General features: G+C 65.5%; 29 protein-coding genes. 26 read left to right on the top strand and 3 right to left on the bottom strand.

The features are described from left to right. The 24 genes from TSO5_RS26400 to TSO5_RS26285 all read left to right on the top strand — a co-directional run. Positions 1–78: hypothetical protein (locus TSO5_RS26400; RefSeq protein ID WP_199228834.1), on the top strand; the 78-nt coding region annotated here is incomplete at its 5' end. Between the two features lie 536 nt (positions 79–614). After that, positions 615–923, top strand: a complete 309-nt coding sequence (rpsJ, locus tag TSO5_RS26395; protein WP_012973204.1) for a 30S ribosomal protein S10 — start codon at positions 615–617, stop codon at positions 921–923. Between the two features lie 60 nt (positions 924–983). Then, positions 984–1,694: a 50S ribosomal protein L3 gene (rplC, locus tag TSO5_RS26390; protein ID WP_044549480.1), complete on the top strand. Its 711-nt coding sequence runs from the start codon at positions 984–986 to the stop codon at positions 1,692–1,694. Between the two features lie 5 nt (positions 1,695–1,699). Next, a complete protein-coding gene (rplD, locus tag TSO5_RS26385; RefSeq protein ID WP_109154401.1) occupies positions 1,700–2,320 on the top strand; it encodes a 50S ribosomal protein L4 in 621 nt (206 codons plus the stop codon). Continuing rightward, positions 2,317–2,634, top strand: coding sequence for a 50S ribosomal protein L23 (locus tag TSO5_RS26380; protein ID WP_012973207.1), 318 nt, complete (start codon positions 2,317–2,319; stop codon positions 2,632–2,634). Before rplD ends, TSO5_RS26380 begins: the two co-directional genes overlap by 4 nt. Positions 2,635–2,650: 16 nt before the next feature. Further along, complete coding sequence (gene rplB, locus TSO5_RS26375; RefSeq protein WP_012973208.1) at positions 2,651–3,478, top strand: 50S ribosomal protein L2; 828 nt, start codon at positions 2,651–2,653, stop codon at positions 3,476–3,478. Positions 3,479–3,490: 12 nt separating this feature from the next. Then, positions 3,491–3,769 (top strand): 30S ribosomal protein S19, encoded by a 279-nt coding sequence (gene rpsS, locus TSO5_RS26370; protein WP_012973209.1) that lies wholly within the window; start codon positions 3,491–3,493, stop codon positions 3,767–3,769. A 3-nt stretch (positions 3,770–3,772) separates the two neighbouring features. After that, positions 3,773–4,168, top strand: coding sequence for a 50S ribosomal protein L22 (gene rplV / locus TSO5_RS26365; protein ID WP_012973210.1), 396 nt, complete (start codon positions 3,773–3,775; stop codon positions 4,166–4,168). Beyond that, the gene (gene rpsC / locus TSO5_RS26360; RefSeq protein ID WP_085088119.1) at positions 4,168–4,917 is read left to right on the top strand and encodes a 30S ribosomal protein S3; all 750 of its coding nucleotides are present in this window, start codon (positions 4,168–4,170) and stop codon (positions 4,915–4,917) included. Before rplV ends, rpsC begins: the two co-directional genes overlap by 1 nt. Positions 4,918–4,929: 12 nt before the next feature. After that, entirely contained in the window at positions 4,930–5,361 is a 432-nt protein-coding gene (gene rplP, locus TSO5_RS26355; RefSeq protein ID WP_014246894.1) for a 50S ribosomal protein L16, read from the top strand. Then, complete coding sequence (rpmC, locus tag TSO5_RS26350; RefSeq protein ID WP_012973213.1) at positions 5,358–5,564, top strand: 50S ribosomal protein L29; 207 nt, start codon at positions 5,358–5,360, stop codon at positions 5,562–5,564. The genes rplP and rpmC overlap by 4 nt, the downstream gene beginning before the upstream one ends. 12 nt (positions 5,565–5,576) lie before the next feature. Next, entirely contained in the window at positions 5,577–5,831 is a 255-nt protein-coding gene (rpsQ, locus tag TSO5_RS26345; RefSeq protein ID WP_014246895.1) for a 30S ribosomal protein S17, read from the top strand. A 19-nt stretch (positions 5,832–5,850) separates the two neighbouring features. After that, complete coding sequence (gene rplN / locus TSO5_RS26340; RefSeq protein ID WP_012973215.1) at positions 5,851–6,219, top strand: 50S ribosomal protein L14; 369 nt, start codon at positions 5,851–5,853, stop codon at positions 6,217–6,219. After that, entirely contained in the window at positions 6,219–6,536 is a 318-nt protein-coding gene (gene rplX, locus TSO5_RS26335) for a 50S ribosomal protein L24 (RefSeq protein WP_014246896.1), read from the top strand. Before rplN ends, rplX begins: the two co-directional genes overlap by 1 nt. Positions 6,537–6,546: 10 nt before the next feature. Beyond that, positions 6,547–7,089: a 50S ribosomal protein L5 gene (rplE, locus tag TSO5_RS26330; protein ID WP_012973217.1), complete on the top strand. Its 543-nt coding sequence runs from the start codon at positions 6,547–6,549 to the stop codon at positions 7,087–7,089. A gap of 15 nt (positions 7,090–7,104) precedes the next feature. Further along, positions 7,105–7,410 carry a 30S ribosomal protein S14 gene (rpsN, locus tag TSO5_RS26325; protein ID WP_098740488.1) on the top strand — a complete coding sequence of 102 codons (306 nt, stop codon included), beginning with the start codon at positions 7,105–7,107 and terminating at the stop codon, positions 7,408–7,410. A gap of 13 nt (positions 7,411–7,423) precedes the next feature. Further along, the gene (gene rpsH, locus TSO5_RS26320; RefSeq protein ID WP_109154400.1) at positions 7,424–7,822 is read left to right on the top strand and encodes a 30S ribosomal protein S8; all 399 of its coding nucleotides are present in this window, start codon (positions 7,424–7,426) and stop codon (positions 7,820–7,822) included. A 13-nt stretch (positions 7,823–7,835) separates the two neighbouring features. Further along, entirely contained in the window at positions 7,836–8,369 is a 534-nt protein-coding gene (gene rplF / locus TSO5_RS26315) for a 50S ribosomal protein L6 (protein ID WP_109154399.1), read from the top strand. Between the two features lie 5 nt (positions 8,370–8,374). Continuing rightward, positions 8,375–8,737, top strand: a complete 363-nt coding sequence (rplR, locus tag TSO5_RS26310) for a 50S ribosomal protein L18 (RefSeq protein ID WP_014246901.1) — start codon at positions 8,375–8,377, stop codon at positions 8,735–8,737. A gap of 12 nt (positions 8,738–8,749) precedes the next feature. Continuing rightward, a complete protein-coding gene (gene rpsE / locus TSO5_RS26305) occupies positions 8,750–9,319 on the top strand; it encodes a 30S ribosomal protein S5 (protein ID WP_014246902.1) in 570 nt (189 codons plus the stop codon). A gap of 2 nt (positions 9,320–9,321) precedes the next feature. Next, a complete protein-coding gene (gene rpmD / locus TSO5_RS26300) occupies positions 9,322–9,513 on the top strand; it encodes a 50S ribosomal protein L30 (protein WP_014246903.1) in 192 nt (63 codons plus the stop codon). 4 nt (positions 9,514–9,517) lie between these two features. After that, a complete protein-coding gene (rplO, locus tag TSO5_RS26295) occupies positions 9,518–10,003 on the top strand; it encodes a 50S ribosomal protein L15 (RefSeq protein ID WP_109154398.1) in 486 nt (161 codons plus the stop codon). A gap of 123 nt (positions 10,004–10,126) precedes the next feature. After that, entirely contained in the window at positions 10,127–11,467 is a 1,341-nt protein-coding gene (gene secY, locus TSO5_RS26290; protein ID WP_109076314.1) for a preprotein translocase subunit SecY, read from the top strand. After that, positions 11,467–12,114 (top strand): adenylate kinase, encoded by a 648-nt coding sequence (locus tag TSO5_RS26285; protein ID WP_109154397.1) that lies wholly within the window; start codon positions 11,467–11,469, stop codon positions 12,112–12,114. The genes secY and TSO5_RS26285 overlap by 1 nt, the downstream gene beginning before the upstream one ends. An 86-nt stretch (positions 12,115–12,200) precedes the next feature. Here the strand turns inward: TSO5_RS26285 and TSO5_RS26280 are convergent, their stop codons facing one another. The 3 genes from TSO5_RS26280 to TSO5_RS26270 form a co-directional block, all read right to left on the bottom strand. Then, on the bottom strand, positions 12,201–12,968 hold the full coding sequence (locus tag TSO5_RS26280; protein ID WP_109154406.1) for a FadR/GntR family transcriptional regulator: 768 nt from the start codon (positions 12,966–12,968) through the stop codon (positions 12,201–12,203). A gap of 151 nt (positions 12,969–13,119) precedes the next feature. Continuing rightward, positions 13,120–14,037: a DMT family transporter gene (locus TSO5_RS26275; RefSeq protein ID WP_109154405.1), complete on the bottom strand. Its 918-nt coding sequence runs from the start codon at positions 14,035–14,037 to the stop codon at positions 13,120–13,122. Between the two features lie 129 nt (positions 14,038–14,166). Continuing rightward, the gene (locus tag TSO5_RS26270; RefSeq protein ID WP_109154396.1) at positions 14,167–14,856 is read right to left on the bottom strand and encodes an agenet domain-containing protein; all 690 of its coding nucleotides are present in this window, start codon (positions 14,854–14,856) and stop codon (positions 14,167–14,169) included. Positions 14,857–14,975: 119 nt separating this feature from the next. On the opposite strand from TSO5_RS26270, the gene TSO5_RS26265 reads away from it, so the two are divergent. Together TSO5_RS26265 and TSO5_RS26260 are read left to right on the top strand one after the other, a co-directional pair. After that, entirely contained in the window at positions 14,976–15,833 is an 858-nt protein-coding gene (locus tag TSO5_RS26265; protein ID WP_247870978.1) for an N-formylglutamate amidohydrolase, read from the top strand. 25 nt (positions 15,834–15,858) lie between these two features. Then, complete coding sequence (locus TSO5_RS26260; protein WP_109154394.1) at positions 15,859–17,007, top strand: carboxylate-amine ligase; 1,149 nt, start codon at positions 15,859–15,861, stop codon at positions 17,005–17,007. The last annotated feature ends 104 nt before the right edge of the window (positions 17,008–17,111 follow it).

Below are 17,111 nucleotides of genomic sequence, written 5' to 3'. Positions count from 1 at the left end.
GACGAAGGCCTGCGCTTCGCCATCCGCGAAGGCGGCCGCACCGTCGGCGCCGGCGTCGTTGCCAAGATCGTCGAGTGATGACCATCCGACGGTCGCCGCAGGGTGACCGCCGGAGGGAAGGGTAGGGCGGCGGGGAAATATCCCGCCGCCGGTTGTAAGAGACGGGCTGTCTTCTCCGCGCAAGCAGGGTGGCGGCCCGCCCGGTTCTAGCCATCGGGCGTCGGCATTCGGGACCGTCAGCCTGTCGATCCAGCTTCCTCCGACTGGGGGGAGATTCAGGATTGACACGCGGGCGCTGAACGCCTAGAGATTACGCCCTCTGGATTTTGGGTTGGTGGTAGGCAGCTTCGGCCTAGACGCAGCCCGAGACGAACGGCACGGCGCGCCTCCCAGTGAGGCGCGCCGTCTGCTGAACGGAACATCCCCTTCGCGCATCCGCCGCGGGGGATGTTCTTTTTCGTATCGGCTCGTCGCATCGGTCACAGTGTCGCCCGTCGGCCCCGCTTCGGTGGTTCGGCGCGCGGCCTTGCGCTGTCGGCGAAGCCCCAAAGCAGCTCGTGGAGTTCCGGTGACGCGTCCGCGTCATCGCTAGAAGGTGCAAGGGACGTTTGGACATGGACAGCCAGAACATCCGCATCCGTCTGAAGGCGTTCGATCATCGCGTGCTCGACCAGTCGACCAGCGAGATCGTCAACACCGCCAAGCGGACCGGCGCGCGCGTGCGGGGCCCGATCCCCCTGCCGACGCACATCGAAAAGTTCACCGTGAACCGCTCGCCGCACATCGACAAGAAGTCGCGCGAGCAGTTCGAGATCCGCACCCACAAGCGCCTGCTCGACATCGTCGATCCGACGCCGCAGACCGTGGATGCTCTGATGAAGCTCGACCTCGCCGCCGGCGTCGACGTCGAGATCAAGCTCTGATTTTGGTTGGTAAGGGACCTCTCCGGTAAGCGGATGTCCCTGGTCAGGAGATAAAGAACAATGCGATCCGGTTTGATCGCGCAGAAGGTCGGCATGACCCGCGTCTTCACGGACGACGGCCAGCATGTTCCGGTCACTGTGCTGAAAGTCGACAGCTGCCAGGTCGTCGCCGTTCGCACCGAGGAAAAGGATGGCTACACCGCCGTCCAGCTCGGCGCGGGCGCCATCAAGGTCAAGAACGTCAACAAGCCTGAGCGTGGGCATTTCGCCAAGGCGCGCGTGGAACCGAAGCGCAAGCTGGTCGAGTTCCGCGTCGATGCCGATGCCCTGATCGAGGTCGGTGCCGAGCTGTCGGCCGCCCACTTCGTCGCCGGCCAGTACGTCGACGTCACCGGCACCTCCATCGGCAAGGGCTTTGCCGGTGCGATGAAGCGCTGGAACTTCGGTGGTCTGCGCGCCACGCACGGCGTGTCGGTGTCGCACCGTTCGCACGGTTCGACGGGTAACCGTCAGGACCCCGGCAAGGTCTTCAAGAACAAGAAGATGGCCGGTCATCTCGGTGACGAGCGGGTTACGGTCCTGAACCTGCAGGTCGTCGCCGTCGACGAAGCCCGTGGTCTGATCATGCTCAAGGGTGCCGTCCCCGGCGCCGAGGGCGGTTGGCTGCGCATCCGTGACGCCGTCAAGAAGAAGGCTCCGGAAGGCCTGCCCTTCCCGGCCGGCATCAAGTCTGCTCCGGCGGCGGAAGCCCCGGCCGAGACGCAGGAGTGAGCGCCATGAAGGCCACGATCAAGAATCTGAACAACGAAGCCGTCGGCGAGATCGAGCTGTCGGACGCCGTGTTCGGTCTGCCGGCCCGCACCGACCTGCTGGCCCGCATGGTGAACTGGCAGCTGGCCAAGCGCCGCTCCGGTAACCACAAGACCAAGGGCATCAGCGAGATCAGCGGCACGACCAAGAAGCCCTACGGGCAGAAGGGCACCGGCCGGGCTCGTCAGGGCTCCATCCGTTCGCCGCAGTTCCGCGGCGGTGCGACCATCTTCGGGCCGGTGGTGCGTTCGCACGCCCACGACCTGACCAAGAAGGTCCGTAAGCTGGCGCTCAAGACCGCCCTGTCGGCCAAGGCCGCCGAGGGCAAGCTGATCGTCCTGGAGGCTGCGGCCGCCGAGACGCACAAGACCAAGGAGCTGGCGGCCCGTCTCGCCACCCTCGGCCTGACTTCGGCGCTGATCATCGATGGCTCGAACCTGGACGAGAACTTCGCCAAGGCTTCGCGCAACATCCCGCTGATCGACGTGCTGCCGGAGCAGGGTGCGAACGTCTACGACATTCTCCGCCGCGACACGCTGGTCCTGACCCGCAACGCGGTCGAGCAACTGGAGGCTCGCCTGAAATGAGCAAGCAGTCGAAACCTGCGGTGAGCCAGGAGCGGATGTACGACCTGATCCTCGCTCCCGTCATCACCGAGAAGTCGACGTTGGTGTCGGAGCACAACCAGGTCACGTTCCGCGTGCCGCTCACGGCCTCCAAGCCGGAGATCAAGGCCGCCGTTGAAGGTCTCTTCAACGTCAAGGTGACCGCGGTCAACACCCTGGTTTCCAAGGGCAAGACCAAGCGGTTCCGCGGCACCATCGGCCGTCGCTCGGACTTCAAGAAGGCCGTCGTCACCCTCGCCGAGGGTAACAAGATCGACGTGACCACGGGCATCTGAGCGGGAGTGTGATCCGATGGCTCTGAAGCAATACCGCCCGATTACTCCCTCGCTCCGCCAGCTGGTCATCGTCGACCGCTCGGAGCTGTGGAAGGGCAAGCCGGTCAAGACCCTCACCGAGGGCCTGACCAAGTCTGGTGGACGCAACAACACCGGCCGCATCACTGCGCGCCGGATGGGTGGCGGTCACAAGCGCACCTACCGTCTGGTGGACTTCAAGCGTCGCAAGTTCGACGTTCCGGCCACCGTCGAGCGGCTGGAATATGATCCGAACCGCACGGCTTTCATCGCGCTGATCAAGTACCAGGATGGGACCCTGTCCTACATCCTGGCGCCGCAGCGCCTGAAGGTCGGCGACACCGTGATCTCCGGCGAGCGCGTCGACGTGAAGCCCGGCAACGCGATGCCGCTGAAGAACATCCCGGTCGGTTCGATCGTGCACAACGTCGAGCTGAAGGCCGGCAAGGGTGGTCAGGTGGCTCGTTCCGCCGGCACCTACCTGCAGCTGGTCGGTCGCGACGGCGGCTACGCCCAGCTGAAGCTGCCCTCGGGCGAGCTGCGCATGGTTCGTGGCGAGTGCATGGCCACGCTGGGTGCCGTGTCCAACCCGGACCAGATGAACACCAACCTTGGCAAGGCCGGTCGCAACCGCTGGCTGGGCAAGCGTCCGTCGGTCCGTGGCGTCGCCATGAACCCGATCGACCACCCGCACGGTGGTGGTGAGGGTCGCACCTCGGGTGGCCGTCATCCGGTCACGCCGTGGGGCAAGCCGACCAAGGGCAAGAAGACTCGTCACAACAAGAAGACGGATGGCCTGATCCTGCGCCGCCGTCATTCGAAGTAAGGAGGTCGAACGATGGCACGCTCCGTTTGGAAGGGCCCGTTCGTCGACGGCTATCTGCTGAAGAAGGCGGACAAGAGCCGGGCTTCGGGCCGCAACGAGATCATCAAGATCTGGTCGCGTCGTTCGACCATCCTGCCGCAGTTCGTCGGTCTGACGTTCGGCGTCTACAACGGCCACAAGTTCCTGCCGGTTCTGGTTACCGAGCACATGATCGGTCACAAGTTCGGCGAGTTCGCTCCGACGCGGACCTTCTATGGCCACGCGGCGGACAAGAAGGCGAAGAGGAAGTAAGCCATGGGCAAGTCTGCCAACCCCAGCCGGGTCGCGGAGAACGAGGCTCTGGCCCGCAATCCGATGATCCGCACCAGCCCGCGGAAGCTCAACCTCGTCGCCCAGCTCATCCGGAACATGGATGCCAGCCGTGCCGTGGCCGAGCTGACCTTCTCCAAGCGCCGCATCGCCGGCGAGGTGAAGAAGGTCCTGCAGGCCGCGATCGCGAACGCCGAGAACAACCACCAGCTCGACGTCGACCGTCTGTACGTGTCGTCGGCGACGGTCGGTCGCGCTCTGGTGATGAAGCGCTTCCACGCCCGTGCCCGCGGTCGCGGCGCCCGGGTCGAGAAGCTGTTCAGCAACCTGACGATCATCGTCCGCGAGCGTGACGCCGCCGTTGCCGAGGGGGCCGAGTAATGGGTCAGAAAATCAATCCGATCGGGCTGCGCCTCGGCATCAACCGGACCTGGGACAGCCGTTGGTTCGCCAAGCGCGACTACGCCAACCTGCTGCACCAGGACCTGAAGCTGCGTGGCTATCTGCAGGGTCGCCTGCAGCAGGCCGGTTGCTCGCGCGTCGTCATCGAACGTCCGGCCAAGAAGGCCCGCATCACTATCCACTCGGCTCGTCCAGGCGTGGTGATCGGCAAGAAGGGCGCGGACATCGAGAAGCTGCGTCTTGAGCTGTCGAAGATGACCGGCAGCGAGGTGAGCCTGAACATCGTCGAAATCCGCAAGCCGGAAATCGACGCTCGCCTCATCGCCGAGAACATCGCCAGCCAGCTCGAGCGCCGTGTGGCATTTCGTCGCGCCATGAAGCGCGCCGTGCAGTCCGCCATGCGTCTGGGCGCCCAGGGCATCCGGATCAACTGCTCGGGCCGTCTCGGCGGTGCGGAAATCGCCCGCATGGAGTGGTACCGCGAGGGCCGCGTTCCGCTGCACACCCTGCGCGCCGACATCGACTACGGTGTGGGCACCGCCAAGACCACCTACGGCACCTGCGGTGTCAAGGTGTGGGTGTTCAAGGGCGAGGTCATGGCTCATGACCCGATGGCGCAGGACAAGCGCATGGGTTCCGAGCCGGTGTCGACCGACGGCGAACCGCGCCGCGATCGGCATGATCGTCGCGACCGTCGCGAGCGCTCCGAGCGCTCCGAACGCGAGTAAAGGGGCCGAGCGATGCTTTCTCCCAAGCGCACGAAATTCCGTAAGGCCCACAAGGGCCGCATCCACGGCAACGCCAAGGGCGGCACCGCCCTGAACTTCGGCTCCTTCGGCCTCAAGGCCCTGGAGCCGGAGCGTATCACCGCCCGGCAGATCGAGGCGGCCCGCCGCGCGATCACCCGCGCGATGAAGCGTCAGGGCCGCGTCTGGATCCGCATTTTCCCGGACCTCCCCGTCTCCACCAAGCCCGCCGAAGTCCGCATGGGTTCCGGTAAGGGTTCGCCGGAGTACTGGGCGGCTCGCGTCAAGCCGGGTCGCATCCTGTTTGAACTGGACGGCGTGCCGGCAGATGTGGCAAAAACCGCCTTCGCTCTGGCGGCCGCGAAGCTGCCGATCAAGGTGAAGCTGGTGACCCGCCTGGGCGGTGTCGAGGAGACCGCGGCATGAAGGCCGTAGACATTCGTACGAAGAGCGCGGATGAGCTGAACGATCAGCTCCTCCAGCTCAAGAAGGAGCAGTTCAACCTGCGCTTCCAGAAGGCCTCCGGCCAGCTGGAGAACACCGCGCGGGTGAACACGGTGCGCCGCGACATCGCCCGCATCAAGACCATCCTCGGCGAGCGTGCCCGCTCCGCCGACGCCGGCAAGTAAGGGGGATCATCCATGCCTCGCCGCGTTCTGCAGGGCACGGTGGTCAGCGACAAGTGCGACAAGACCGTTACGGTTCTTGTCGAGCGCCGTGTCATGCACCCCGTGTACAAGAAGTTCATTCGTCAGTCGAAGAAGTACGCCGCCCACGACGAGGGCAACCTGTTCAAGGTCGGCGATACCGTTTCGATCATCGAATGCCGCCCGATCTCGAAGTCCAAGCGTTGGACGGTCGTGACGGAGTCCGCCGCCGACAGCGGCGCCGCGTGATAACGAAAGGTCGTAAACAATGATCCAGATGCAAACCAACCTGGAAGTCGCCGATAACAGCGGGGCGCGCCGGGTGCAGTGCATCAAGGTGCTTGGCGGGTCCAAGCGGAAGGTCGCGACCGTGGGCGACGTCATCGTCGTCTCGGTCAAGGAGGCCATTCCGAAGGGCCGCGTCAAGAAGGGCGACGTGCATCGCGCCGTCATCGTCCGCACCGCGAAGGAACTGCGTCGGGAGGACGGGTCGGCGATCCGTTTCGACCGGAACGCCGCCGTGCTCATCAACAAGCAGGGCGAGCCGATCGGCACCCGTATTTTCGGGCCGGTCACTCGTGAACTGCGCGGCAAGAAGTTCATGAAGATCATCTCGCTGGCGCCGGAGGTGCTGTAATGGCCGCCAAGATCAAGACCAAGGACAAGGTCGTTGTCCTGACCGGCCGTGACAAGGGCAAGACCGGCGAGGTGTTGAAGGTTTTCCCCAAGGAGAACCGTGCCGTTGTGCAGGGCGTGAACGTGGTGAAGAAGCACCAGCGTGCCAGCGCCCGCTCGCAGGGTGGCATCATCGAGATGGAGGCGCCGATCAACGTCTCCAACCTCGCTCACGTCGATCCCAAGGATGGCAAGCCGACCCGCGTCGGTTTCAAGATCCTTGAGGATGGCCGCAAGGTGCGTGTCGCCAAGCGGTCCGGCGAAGTCATTGACCTGTGAGGACCCGGGCATGACCGCACGTTTGAAAGAAGTTTACGATTCCAAGATCCGCGCCGCTCTGAAGTCGGAATTCGGCTACAAGAACGACCTGGAAGTTCCGCGGATCGAGAAGATCGTGGTCAACATGGGTGTCGGCGAGGCTGTCGCCGACTCCAAGAAGATCCAGCTGGCCGTGGCCGAGATGGCCGCCATCACCGGTCAGAAGCCGGTGGTGACCAAGTCGCGCAAGTCGATCGCCCAGTTCAAGCTGCGCGAAGGCATGGCGATCGGCTGCAAGGTCACGCTCCGTCGCGACCGCATGTACGAGTTCCTGGATCGCCTGGTGACGATTGCGTTGCCGCGCGTCCGTGACTTCCGCGGTATCCCGGGTGACAGCTTTGACGGCCGTGGCAACTACGCCATGGGCGTCAAGGAGCAGATCATTTTCCCGGAGATCGATTACGACAAGATCGATCAAATCCGCGGCATGGACATCATCATCGTCACTTCGGCGAAGACCGACCAGGAAGCCAAGGCTCTCCTGAAGGGCTTCGACATGCCGTTCGTGAGCTGAGGCTGGAGCACGACCATGGCTAAGACCAGTGCCATCGAAAAGAACAAGCGTCGCGCCAAGCTGGCCAAGCAGTACGCGAACAAGCGTGCGCGCCTGAAGGCAATCGCGAACGACAAGGCCCTCCCGCCGGAAGAGCAATTCGCTGCCCGCCTCAAGCTGGCCGAACTGCCGCGCAACTCCTCGAAGGTGCGCATCCGGAACCGCTGCGAAATGACCGGGCGTCCGCGCGCGTTCTATCGCAAGTTCAAGCTGTCCCGCGTCACGCTCCGCGAACTGGCCTCTACCGGCCAGATTCCGGGCATGACGAAGTCGAGCTGGTAAGGAGGGTCCGAGAATGTCTTTGAGCGATCCGCTCGGCGATATGCTGACCCGCATCCGTAACGGTCAGCACGCCCGCATGTCCGTTGTGGTTTCCCCGGCGTCTAAGCTGCGCGTCAACGTCCTGGAAGTTCTGAAGCGTGAAGGCTTCATCCGCGGCTGGTCCGAGGAAGAACTGCGTCCGGGCGTCAAGAACCTGAAGATCGAGCTGAAGTACCACGAAGGCGAGCCTGTCATTAAGCAGATCGGCCGTGTGTCCAAGCCCGGCCGTCGCGTGTACTCGAAGATCGCCGACCTGCCCCGTGTCTACAACGGGCTTGGTCTGTCGATCCTGTCGACCCCGCGTGGCGTGATGTCGGACAATGAGGCCCGCGCCGCCAACGTCGGCGGCGAAGTCCTCTGCCGCGTGTTCTAAGGGGGATTGGCAGATGTCGCGCATTGGCAAGCATCCCGTGCCGGTCCCGGCTGGCGTCGACGTGAAAGTCGACGGTCAGCAGGTCACGGCCAAGGGCAAGCTGGGGCAACTCAGCATGACCCTGATCGACGACATCACCGCCTCGCTGGAAGACGGCAAGGTGGTGGTGAAGCCGGCAAACGACAGCAAGCGCGCCCGCGTCATGTGGGCGACCTCGCGCACCCTGATCAACAACATGGTCACCGGTGTCAGCCAGGGCTACACGATCAATCTCGAGATCAACGGCGTCGGTTACCGCGCGGCCGTGCAGGGCAAGGAGCTGGTTCTCCAGCTCGGTTTCTCGCACGATGTGAAGTACCCGATCCCGGAAGGCATCACGATCAAGTGCGACAAGCCGACGGCCATCTCGGTCAGCGGCTACGACAAGCACAAGGTCGGCCAGGTTGCCGCCGAGATCCGCGGTTGGAAGAAGCCGGAGCCCTACAAGGGCAAGGGCATCAAGTACGAGACCGAAACCGTCCTGCGCAAGGAAGGTAAGAAGAAGTAACCGCCATGCTGAAGCCAAAGCAACTCCACGAGCGCCGCAAGCAGCGCGTGCGCGCGCAGATTGCCAAGAAGGCCGGCGGGCGCGTTCGCCTCTCGGTCTTCCGGTCCAATCTGCACATCTACGCCCAGATCATCGACGACGAAAACGGCAAGACGCTCGCGTCGGCCTCGTCGCTCGAGAAGGAGCTGCGCGAGCAGCTCAAGCACGGCGGCAACGTCGATGCTGCCAAGCGCATCGGCGAACTGATCGCCGAACGCGCCAAGGCCGCTGGGATTACCGAGGTCGTGTTCGATCGCGGTGGTTACATTTACCATGGCCGGGTCAAGGCCCTGGCCGACGCCGCCCGTGAGGGCGGGCTGTCGTTCTAAGGAGGCCCGGATATGGCACGTGAACGTGGGGAGCGGGACAACCGCGACCGGCAGCCGCGCGAGCGGGAAGAAAGCGAGCTGATCGAAAAGCTCGTCGGCATCAACCGCGTCGCCAAGGTCGTCAAGGGTGGTCGTCGCTTCGGCTTCGCCGCTCTGGTCGTCGTTGGCGACGGCAAGGGTCGCGTCGGCGTCGGCTCGGGCAAGGCCCGTGAAGTCCCGGAAGCCATCCGCAAGGCGACCGATCAAGCCAAGCGCGGCATGATCCGTGTTCCGCTGCGCGAAGGCCGTACGCTGCATCATGACACCAACGGTCACTTCGGTGCCGGCAAGGTCGTGCTGCGGGCCGCTCCGGCCGGTACCGGCATCATCGCCGGTGGTCCGATGCGCGCGATCTTCGAGGCTCTCGGCGTCGCTGACGTCGTGACCAAGTCGATCGGCACGTCGAACCCGCACAACATGATCAAGGCGACGTTCGACGCCCTGACCCAGGTCACCAGCCCGCGGTCCGTCGCGGCGCGTCGCGGTCGTCGCGTGAGCGACATCCTCGGCCGTCGTGAGGCCGGCGCCGGACAGGAGGCCTGATCATGGCGGAGAAGAAGACCGTCGTCGTGACCCAGATCGGCAGCCCGATCGGCCGCAAGCACGACCAGCGCGAGACGCTGGTCGGTCTGGGTCTCAACAAGCTGCACCGGACCCGCGAGCTGGAGGACACTCCGGCCGTGCGGGGCATGATCGCCAAGGTCGCGCACCTGGTCCGCGTCGAGAACGAGGGCTGAGATCATGACCAAGCTTAATGACCTGCGTGACAACGCCGGTGCCCGCAAGGCGCGCATGCGCGTCGGTCGCGGTATCGGTTCGGGCAAGGGCAAGACCGCTGGCCGCGGCGTGAAGGGTCAGACCTCGCGCACCGGCGTGGCGATCAACGGCTTCGAAGGCGGGCAGATGCCTCTGCACCGCCGCCTGCCGAAGCGTGGTTTCCGGAACATCTTCGCCAAGGAATACTCGGTGGTTAACCTGGGCATGATCCAGAAGGCCATTGACCTGGGCAAGCTGAACGCCGCCGAGACCATCGATGCCGCGGCGCTCAACGCCGCCGGTGTCACCGGCAAGGTGAAGAAGGACGGTGTCCGTCTGCTGGGCAAGGGCGAGCTGACCGCGAAGGTTTCCTTCACGGTCGCCGGCGCGTCCAAGTCGGCGATCGAGGCCGTCGAAAAGGCGGGTGGCAGCGTCACGCTGACCGCTCCCGCCGCCGAAGCCGCCGAGTAAAGTTCCGCGACAAGCCTGCGCTTGCGCGCGGGCTTTCGTGGCACTACAAAAAGCGAAGTCGCGAGGGGCGGCCTGCGTCATGCAGTGCCGCCCCGTTCGCGCTTACGGGACAGGGATTGGACCATGGCATCAGCGGCCGAGCAGCTTGCCGCCAACATCAATTTCGGGGCTTTCTCCAAGGCGACCGAGCTGAAAAAGCGGATTTGGTTCACCTTGGCGGCCCTGATCGTCTACCGGTTGGGCACTTATATCCCGATTCCGGGCATCGATCCGCACATCCTGCAGGACGTGTTCAAGCAGCAGGGCAGCGGCATCCTGGGCATGTTCGACATGCTGGCCGGCGGCGCGCTGCACCGCATGACCATCTTCGCGCTCAACATCATGCCGTACATCTCGGCGTCGATCATCGTGCAGTTGCTGACCGCCGTGTCGCCGCAGATGGAGGCGATGAAGAAGGAAGGCGAGGCCGGGCGCAAGAAGCTGAACCAGTACACCCGATTCGGCACGGTGGCCCTCGCCACGGTGCAGGCCTACGGCCTTGCGGTCGGTCTCGAGTCGATGCGCGGCTCCACGGGAGCGGCTGTGCTCGACCCGGGCCTGTTCTTCCGCATCGCCACGGTCATCACGCTGGTCGGCGGAACCATGTTCCTGATGTGGCTCGGTGAGCAGATCACCGCCCGCGGCATCGGCAACGGCACCTCGCTGATCATCTTCGCCGGCATCGTCGCGGAACTGCCGCGCGCGCTGGTCAACACGCTGGAACTCGGCCGTCAGGGCGCTCTGTCGACCGTCTTCATCATCCTGATGCTGCTGATGGCCGTCGGCGTGGTGTTCTTCATCGTCTTCATGGAACGCGCCCAGCGCCGTCTGCTGGTGCAGTACCCGAAGCGACAGGTCGGCAACCGGGTGTTCGGCGGCGAAGCGTCGCACCTGCCGCTGAAGATGAACACCGCCGGCGTCATTCCGCCGATCTTCGCGTCGTCGCTGCTGCTGCTGCCGCTGACCGCGGTGGGCTTCGCTGGCGGTGAGGGGCCGGAGTGGCTGCAGGCGGTGTCGCGCTACGTCGCGCACGGCACGCCGCTCTATATGCTGCTGTACGCCTCGCTGATCGTGTTCTTCTGCTTCTTCTACACCGCGATCGTCTTCAACCCGACGGAGACGGCCGACAATCTGCGCAAGTATGGCGGTTTCATTCCGGGCATCCGTCCGGGCAAGAACACCGCCGACCACATCGACTATGTGCTGACGCGGTTGACGGTCATCGGGTCCGCCTACCTTGTGGCGGTTTGTCTCCTCCCCGAAATCCTGATATCCCAGCACTCGGTTCCGTTTTATTTTGGCGGCACCAGCCTGCTGATCGTGGTCACCGTCACGATGGACACGGTTGCGCAGATTCATTCCCACCTGCTGGCTCACCAGTATGAGGGATTGATCAAGAAATCTAAGCTTCGGGGGAGAAAGTAATGAACCTCATACTGCTCGGTCCGCCGGGCGCCGGGAAGGGGACCCAGGCGCGCCGTCTGGAAGACACTCGTGGTCTAGTGCAGTTGTCGACGGGCGACATGCTCCGCGCCATGGTGGCGGAAGGCGGGCCGCTTGGGCAGCAGGCGAAGGAGATCATGGCCGCCGGCAAGCTGATGCCGGACGAGCTGATGGTCAGCATGATCGCCGAGCGCATTTCGAAGCCGGACGTGAAGAACGGCTTCATCCTCGACGGCTTCCCGCGCACCGTGGCCCAGGCCGAGGCGCTCGATAAGATGCTCGACGAGAAGGGCCTGAAGCTCGACCATGTGGTCGAGATGCGGGTGGTCGACGACGTGCTGGTGGAACGCATCACCGGCCGTTACACCTGCGCCAAGTGCGGCAAGGGCTATCACGACAGCTTCGAGAAGCCGAAGGTGGAGGGCGTCTGCGACGTCTGCGGCAGCACCGAGTTCAAGCGGCGCGCCGACGACAACGCGGAGACGGTGACCACCCGTCTGGCCCAGTACCATCAGCAGACGGCGCCGATCCTGCCCTATTACCAGGGTCGCGGTGTGCTGAAGGTGGTGGACGGCATGGCCGACATCGATGAGGTGACCAAGCAGATCGAGACGATCCTCGCCAGCTGAGGATCGCCGCCGGTCGGATGTGAAAATGCCGCAGTCTCCTTCGGGAGGCTGCGGCCTTTTTTCATGGTCGGGGCGGAATGCAGAGATCAGGCGCCGGCGGCGTCAGGGGAGGGTGGGGTGCTCGTCTGGACCGCCGGCTCATCGGTCATTGTGCGGTAGCGCGCCAGAATCCAGCCGAGATGCGCGGTGACGGCATTGGCCGCGGCGTCGGGGTCGCGCCGGGCGATGGCCTGATGAATGGCGCGGTGGTGCTCGATCATCAGCGCCTCATGGTTTTCCATGAAGGGCTCGGTGTGCTTCATCTCGACCATGTTGCCGAGGATGTCGCGGATGGTCGACAGCAGGTGGAGATAGACCGGGCTGCCCGACGCCTGGGCGACGGCGACGTGGAAATCCATGTCGTCGGCCGCGCGTCCGCCGTCGCGATTGGTTTCGCTCATCGCCGCCAGGATGCGGCCGATGGTGTCGATCTGTTCCTGCGTTGCGCGTTCGGCGGCACGGCGGGCGGCCCAGCTTTCCAGGGCCATACGGATTTCGACGAGGTCGCACAGGTTCTGGTGGGTGCTGCGCACCATGGTGGTGAGGGCGCCGTCCATCACGCCGGCCGACGATACCACGCGGGTCCCGCCGCCCTGAACTGCGGTGAGGAATCCCTGGGTCTTCAGCTTCTGCAGCGCGGCACGAACGGACACCCGGCTGACATGCAACTGTTCGGCCAGCTGGCGTTCGCCCGGCAGGCGCTCCCCCGGCACCAGCTCGCCGCGCGCGATGCGGTCGAGAAGCTGTTGGGCAACCCACTCCGAAATGCGCTGCGAGGAGGAGGGGACGTGAGCGCTGTCGTCGGTGCCGGACACGGGTTGTTCCCCTTTGGTCGGAAGGCGGTTCATCGATGATCGGTCCTACCGGTAACGGTCCCCGCCGGTGCGGTCAATGGGGCACAGGCACGCTGCGGCGCCTTGCCCGCGGGGCGGAAAAACATGGCGGCGATGGTGTGGCGCCGGTGGCTCAACGGCCGCCGGGGCGAGCCATCAGGATGCCCACCAGGATCACCGCGGCACCGATCGCCTGCAAGGGTCCCAGGGGTTCGTTCAGCAGGATCCAGGCGAGGATTGCCGCCGCCGCCGGCTGCAGCAGGAGGCTGACCGACGAGAAGGAGGCCGGCAGGTGGGCCAGCGCGTAGGCGATCAGGCTCTGGCCGCAGGCATGGCTGAACAGGGCGAGGCCGGCCAGCACCGCCCAGCCATTTGCGCTCGCCGGAAGCATGGCTTCGCCGTCATACAGGCCGATCGGCAGCAGAACGGCTGCGGATATGGCGCCGCTCCAGGTCATGATGGTCGCGGTGGAGAACTCGGCGCGCAGCCGTCCGACCGACAGGATATAGCCGGCATAGAATCCCGCGGTCAGCAGACCGAGCGCATCGCCGAACAGGTGGTCGGCGTTGAGCTGGAAACTTTGGCCCATCAGCACGATGGCACCGGCCAGCGCCAGCAGCATGCCGAGGACGAACCGGCCGGTGATCCGTTCCTTGAACAGGAACCATGCGGCCGGCGCCACATAAAGCGGGGCAAAGTTGGCCAGCAGCGTGGAATTGGCGACCGACGTGTAGCGGATCGACGTGTGCCAGATCGCCAGGTCGCCGGCGAAGAACAGCCCGGCGAGCGACAGGCGCGCAAAGTCTGAAAGCGAGGAGGGGCGCCGGCTGGCCCGTCCGCCCCGCTGCCGCGATTCGCTGGCCATCCACAACGCCAGGACCGGGGTGGCCAACGCCGTGCGCCAGAAGCCGGTGGCGACCGGACCGACCTCCGACAGCCGCACGAAGATGGGCGCGAAGGCGATGCCCAGGGCGCCGATCAGCAGCGCGATCAGGGCGATGCGCTGCGTCCGGTACAGATGGTCGGCGGTGAAAGCACTGGCGTCTGGCATGGACCGCTTATATCCGCCGTCCCACCGCCGGGCCAGCGGGACGCAAGTCATGGCTGCCGTGCGTCTCCGCAATTCCCCTGGAGGCTGCCGGATGGGCGGTCAGGCTGGCCTTTCCGGCCGGGGTGCCGATCAGCGCGGCCGGATGCGGCGAAGCGAAACCGTCTCGTCGTCCTCGGCGCTGTAGTCATCATAATGGACCGGGCAGCGGCCGTCCTTGCGCGGCTTGTCCTTCACCGTCGCCGGATACCAGTCTCCCTTCCACTGGACCTCCACCCGCATGCCGGGCTGGCACAGCGACGCGCCGGCCTGATAACCGGCGTTGGGGGCCGACGTCATCGGGGCCTGGGCGGCGCCCGGCGGGATGGGGCTCAGCATCGGCGCCACTGCGGGTGCGGGGGCCGGCTTCTCCTGATCGCAGAAGGCGGTGCAGACGCGCTTGGCGATCACCTGCCCACCGCAGCTTCCGCCGAAACAGTCGCGATAGTCGGCCTCGCACCGCGCTTCGCAGCTGCTGTTGCCGCAGGAATAGGAGCGGTCGAAATCGCTCACCGACTTCTTGATCGGCTTCTTCTCCGCCTGCTGGCGGTTGACATAGGACTGATATTCATAGAGGGCCCGCGACCGTGCCTCGTTCACGCAGGCCTGCTGCGACATGCCGCAATTCTGACGGCAGTAATTGCGGTTCTGCTGACATTGGTTGACGCAGAGCCGGCCTTCGGCCGAGCTTGGCGGGACAAGGCTGTATTGCGTCTCGTAAACGGGTCCGCAAGCGCTGAGCAGCGCCATCACGGCAAGGCAGAGGGTGAGCAGGCGAAGCATGCGGGGCGTCTTCCGGGTCGGTTCGCGCGGAGAAGGAACTGGAGCGTATCAGTTTACCGTTCGGGCTACCACCATCGGCCGCGCTTCCGCCCGGCGCAGCGGTTGCGCTAGTGTGGCATATGGCCTCATCACCTACCGAACATCGCCAGCCCGTCACCGCTCCCGCACCGGCGCCCCGAACGGCGGCGCCTCTGCTGGGTCCGAACGATCCGCCGCCGGCGACCACGCTGAACCCGGATGCCGGCCGGCCGCTGCTGCTGGTGTGCGACCATGCTTCGCGTGCGATTCCCGCGTCACTCGGCGACCTCGGTTTGCCGGAGGAACAGCTCTGCCGTCACATCGCCTACGACATCGGCGCGGCGGAGGTGACGCGGCGGCTGGCCGACCGCTTCGGCGCCACCGCGGTGCTGTCCGGTTTCTCCCGTCTGGTGATCGACCCTAATCGTGCGATCGAGGACCCCACGGCGATTCCGGTGGTCAGCGACGACGTGGTGATTCCCGGCAACCGCGCGCTCGATGCCGAGGCCCAGGCCCAGCGGGTGGAGGCGCTGTTCAAGCCCTATCACGCCGCGGTGGCGGCGGCCGTCTCGGCGATCCGCACCCGTGGACAGGTGCCGGTGCTGGTCTCGGTCCACAGCTTCACACCGGCCATGCGCGGTGTGGCGCGGCCCTGGCATATCGGCGTGCTGTGGGACAACGATCCGCGCCTGCCGGTGCCGCTGATCGAGGCGCTGAAGGCCGACGGCCGTTGGTGCGTCGGCGACAACCAGCCCTATTCCGGCCGCGGCACGCTGGGCGGGACTGTGGAGACCCACGCGACGCCCGCCGGCTATCCCAATGTCCTGCTGGAGGTTCGGCAGGACCTGATCGCCACGCCGGAGGGTGCCGAGCTGTGGGCACAAGTGATCGGCGACGCGGTGGAACCGCTGCTGTCCCTGCCGTCGCTGGCGACCATCCATCATTATCCGCGGGCCTGAACACCGAATGGAAAGCGCCGTGCCAATGAATAGCGCCGCGACCGAACCGTCCTTCACCCTCGGCCTGGAAGAGGAGTATCTGCTGGTCGACCGCGGCACGCGCGACATCGTGCCCAGCCCGCCGGACGAGATGCTGGAAGCCTGCCAGGAACAGGCGCCCGGCCGCATCCATCCGGAATTCCTGCGCTGCCAGATCGAGGTGGGAACACCGGTCTGCAGGACGCTGGGCGAGGCGCGGACCGAGCTGGCGGCTCTGCGCGCGACGGTGGCCGGGGTGGCCGACCGCTATGGGCTGGCGCCGATCGCCGCCTCCACCCATCCCTTCGCCGCGTGGGAACCGCAGAAGCACACCAACCGCGACCGCTACAACATGCTGGCCCGCGATCTGGGGGCACCGGCCCGCCGGCTGATGATCTGCGGCATGCATGTCCATGTCGGGATCGAGGACGACGACCTGCGCATCGACCTGATGAATCAGGTCCGCTATTTCCTGCCGCATCTGCTGGCGCTGTCGACCTCCTCGCCCTTCTGGCGCGGGCGCGACATGGAGCGCCGGTCCTACCGACTCAGCGTCTGGCACGAACTGCCGCGCACCGGCATGCCCGCCGGCTTCCAGAGCTTCGGCGAATACCAGAGCCATGTGGCGGTGCTGGTGAATGCCGGGGTGATCGAGGACGCCAGCAAGCTGTGGTGGGATATCCGCCCGTCGTCGCGATTCCCGACGCTGGAGATGCGCATCACCGACATCTGCACCCGCTTGGACGACGCGGTGACGGTGGCGGCGCTGTATCGCTGCCTGCTGCGCATGCTGTGGCGGCTGAAGCTGCGCAACGTCACCTGGCGGCCCTACAAGAACATGCTGATCGAGGAGAACCGCTGGCGCGCCCAGCGCTATGGCCTGGACAGCGGGCTGGTCGATTTCGGGCAGGGCCGCATCGTGCCCTATGCCGACCTGCTGAACGAGATCATCGACCTGACCCGCGAGGATGCGGAGCATTTCGGCTGCACCGCCGAGGTCGAACGGGCGCGGGAGATCATCAAGCGCGGCACCAGCGCCCATCGGCAGATCGAGATCTTCCAGGCGGCGCTCGCCGACGGCGCCGACGAGGACGAGGCGCTGCGCCGGGTGGTGGACTGGCTGGCGGAGGAGACGATGGTGGGGGTGGCGACCTGAGGGATACGGCTTCGGCGCCGCGTCTCCCGGCCGTCCCTTCCCAACCGCCTTGACGCGCGCGTCATGTCTCCATACGCTTCCGCACCGTCGATGCCGCTGGAATG

The sequence above is a fragment of the Azospirillum sp. TSO5 genome (genome assembly GCF_003116065.1).
Classification (GTDB): Bacteria; Pseudomonadota; Alphaproteobacteria; order Azospirillales; family Azospirillaceae; genus Azospirillum.
This window is presented reverse-complemented; position numbering and strand designations above follow the sequence as displayed.